The 3275-nt window shown below is 65.7% G+C and carries 3 protein-coding genes; 2 read left to right on the top strand and 1 reads right to left on the bottom strand.

Annotation, left to right across the window (positions count from 1 at the left end; genetic code table 11):
• The first annotated feature begins 108 nt into the window (after positions 1-108).
• Entirely contained in the window at positions 109-663 is a 555-nt protein-coding gene (locus ACTHJR_RS09835; RefSeq protein ID WP_440522976.1) for a hypothetical protein, read from the top strand.
• 263 nt (positions 664-926) lie between these two features.
• On the opposite strand, the gene ACTHJR_RS09830 is transcribed toward ACTHJR_RS09835, so the two are convergent.
• A complete protein-coding gene (locus ACTHJR_RS09830; RefSeq protein ID WP_440522975.1) occupies positions 927-1796 on the bottom strand; it encodes an HpcH/HpaI aldolase/citrate lyase family protein in 870 nt (289 codons plus the stop codon).
• 105 nt (positions 1797-1901) lie between these two features.
• Here ACTHJR_RS09830 and ACTHJR_RS09825 point away from each other — a divergent pair, with 105 nt between their 5' ends.
• Entirely contained in the window at positions 1902-3098 is a 1197-nt protein-coding gene (locus ACTHJR_RS09825) for an acetyl-CoA C-acyltransferase (RefSeq protein ID WP_440522974.1), read from the top strand.
• Positions 3099-3275 lie beyond the last annotated feature (177 nt).

The following is a 3275-nucleotide window of genomic DNA, read 5'->3' as shown; positions in this document are numbered from 1 at the left end:
CCTCCGCTACCATCGATGGCCCCGGATGAGGGGCGCCCGTCATCGCGTTCCTGATGGCGAATTCAGCAGACCTTACGCAAGGCCGGCCCCCGCCGTAGGGAAGTGCGCATGTGTCATTTCATTACCCTGGTAGCGCCCTCGGTCGACGCTGAAGCGGTGCGTGCGGTCATGGAACGGCACGGCCGTACCGCTTCGCCCATCGACAATCCCTCCGTTCGCAAGATGCTACTTGACGGGGAACATCAATATTTGACCACGTCCGGTCATTGCGATTGCGGGACGGCGCTTGTGCCCGCGCTCGGTCCGTCGGACGCCGTCGAAGAGGCGGCCGCCAAGGACGTTGCGCGCTTGAAGCGCAAGGGATGGTCCGATGCGAAAATCGCGAGAGCCGCCGAGGATCGGCGAAGGGCCGATGCTCGTCCCGGTAAGGAGGCGCCCGATAGCATCGAGCTTTGGAATGCGGTGCTGGAAGGCCTGGGGAAGGAACTCGACCTCCCGTATGCCGGCGTGCTGGTGGCATTCTATTCGGGCGCTGTCGCGACGGAGAGCCTTGTCGTGACCCGCCGCGATGTTCGCAACGGCACGTCGCGATCGGATGCCCTCGGTTCGATCAACCAAAACGAACTGACGATCTTTCCATTGGCGCGGAGTGGCCTGGGATGATCGTCCGCGCGTCCGGACGATCGATCAGCCTGATTTGATGCGCGAATTCAGGTCGTCGCGAAGATCGCCTCGCCGACGATGCTCGCGGCCAGCACCGCCGCGAAAACCACTACGACCGCCACCCCCGTGACGAAGACACTGCGCCGACCCGTCGACATCCGCATCTCTCCCCCGATTCTCGTTTCGGGTGAGATTAATCCAAATCAGGTTCGTGACAAGACGTTGATTATCCACAGCTCCTGGCGTGTCGCCGGCGGGATTTGCTACCCTTTCATCGCCAGCAGGGTCTGCGCGCGCTTCAGATGCGGCATGTCGAGCATCGCCCCGTCGAGTCCGACGGTGCCGGCGCCGGGATTGGCATCGAACGCGGCGACCACTTTCTCGGCATGTGCGATCTCCTCGGCTGTGGGCGAGAAAGCGGCGTTGATCACCGGCACCTGGTCGGGATGGATCGCCAGCATGCCGCGGAAGCCGGCGCGGCGGGCGCGGCGCGCCATCTTCTCCAGCCCCTCGGCATCGCGGAAATCGCCGTGGATCGTCTCGATCGCGCTGACGCTCGCGGCCGCGGCGCCGGTCAGGCAGAGCGCGCGGAACAACTGATAGGGAAAGTCGTATTCGCCGTCATCGTCGCGATTGCTGGTAGCGCCTAGCGCGGTGGCGCTGTCCTCCGCTCCCCAACTCAGCGCGACGAGGCGCGGGCAGCCGGAGTAATTGCCGACGTCGAATACGCCCGCCGCCGTTTCCGTCGCCAGCACGAACACCGGGATGCCGCCGAGCGGCAGGCCGGCGGCGGTTTCCAGCGCGGTCAAATAATGGTCGAGCCGCTCGGCATCCGCGCGCGTCGCCTTGGGCAGGACGATGCCGTCGGGCCGTGCCGGCACGATGGCGGCGAGGTCGGGCAGGGCATAGGGCGTATCGAGCGGGTTGATCCGCACCCAATGCGGCTGGCGACGGTGAGTCGCCTTGAGATGCTCGGCGACCGCCTTGCGCGCGTTGGGCTTGGCACTCTCCGCGACGGCATCCTCGAGATCGATGATGACCAGGTCTGCGGCACTCAGTCCCGCCTTCTCGAGCTTGCGGGGGGAATCGCCGGGGGCGAACAGGAGCGAGCGGGCTGCGAGTGGCTGGGTCATGGCGGCGTTCTGGCGCAGGCGCGGGGCGCGCGCCAGCCCTCTCGATTTTGCCGATCGGTGCAAGTAGAGAACATACCCGATATTCGATAACCGAGGAGAAAGCCCATGCGCGAAGCCGTCATCGTCTCCACCGCCCGGACGGGCATCGGTAAGGCCAATCGCGGCTATTTCAACGCGACCGAGGCGCCGGTGCTGGGCGCGCACGTGATGAACGCCGCGGTCGAGCGCGCGGGAATCGATCCGGCACGGATCGACGACGTCTTCTACGGCGCGGGCAACGAATGGGGGACGCAGAGCTATAACGTCGCGCGCAACACGATCTTCGCCGCCGGGCTGCCGACCGAAGTGCCGGCGTTCACGCTCGACCGCAAATGCGGGTCGGGGCTGACCGCGATCGCGCTCGCCGCGCGCGGGATCATGTGCGACGAACTCGACGTCGCGCTGGCGGGCGGGATGGAATCGATCACGCTGACCGCGAAACAGGCGGGCAAACCGTACCAGAACCAGTCGGTGATCGCGAAAAAGCCCTATGCCTATATGCCGATGATCGAGACCGCCGAGGTGGTCGCCGAGCGCTATGGCATCAGCCGCGCGGCGCAGGACGAGTTCGGCGCGATGAGCCAGCAGCGCGCCTATGAAGGCCTGCAGAAGGGCGCTTTCGCCGAGGAGATCGCGCCGATCACCGTCGAAAAGGCCAATTTCGACAAGGAAGGCAACCAGGTCGGCACCGAGCAGGTCACCGTCACCCAGGACGAGGGCATTCGCGGCGGCACCACCGTCGAAATCCTCTCGGGCCTGCGCACCGTGTTCAAGGACGGCATGGTGATCAAGGAAGGCAAATATATCACCGCCGGCAACGCCAGCCAATTGTCGGACGGCGCCGCCGCGCAGATCCTGATGGAGCGCAAGGCGGCCGAGGCCGAGGGCAAGGATATCCTGGGCATCTATCGCGGCTTCCAGGTCGCGGGCTGCGAACCCGACGAGATGGGGATCGGCCCGGTCTTCGCGATCCCCAAACTGCTCAAGCGCGCGGGTCTCAAGATCGAGGATATCGGGCTGTGGGAGATCAACGAGGCATTCGCCTCGCAATGCCTCTATTGCCGCGATACGTTGGGGATCGACCCGGCCAAGCTCAACGTCAATGGCGGCGCGATCGCGGTCGGTCATCCGTTCGGGATGACCGGCAGCCGACTTGCCGGCCACGCGCTGATCGAGGGGCGCAAGCGCGGCGTGAAGTATGTCGTGGTGTCGATGTGCACCGCGGGTGGTATGGGCGCTGCGGGGCTGTTCGAGATTCCGTAATTCCTTCCGTCATCCCGGCCTTGTGCCGGGATCCGCCGCGCCGCGAGTCATGTCGTGGACAATGGCGGTCATGCGCCGCCGCATGACCGGCGATATCCAGCGGCCCATCATGCCCTTTGAGCAGGGGTGGGCCCGCAAGCCTCGTGCCATGAGGCCTGCCGCCCGGCGGATACCCGC

Origin of the sequence: Sphingomonas sp., from assembly GCF_051962185.1 — a bacterium.
Classification (GTDB): Bacteria; Pseudomonadota; Alphaproteobacteria; order Sphingomonadales; family Sphingomonadaceae; genus Sphingomonas.
The sequence above is the reverse complement of the archived record's forward strand: the minus strand, read 5'-3'. Positions and strand labels throughout refer to the sequence as shown.

Excerpts from the sequence above, each read along its gene's own strand:
- ACTHJR_RS09835 (WP_440522976.1), top strand. The coding sequence starts at position 109 with ATGTGTCATTTCATTACCCTGGTAGCGCCCTCGGTCGACGCTGAAGCG.
- ACTHJR_RS09825 (WP_440522974.1), top strand. The coding sequence starts at position 1,902 with ATGCGCGAAGCCGTCATCGTCTCCACCGCCCGGACGGGCATCGGTAAG.
- ACTHJR_RS09830 (WP_440522975.1), bottom strand. The coding sequence starts at position 1,796 with ATGACCCAGCCACTCGCAGCCCGCTCGCTCCTGTTCGCCCCCGGCGAT.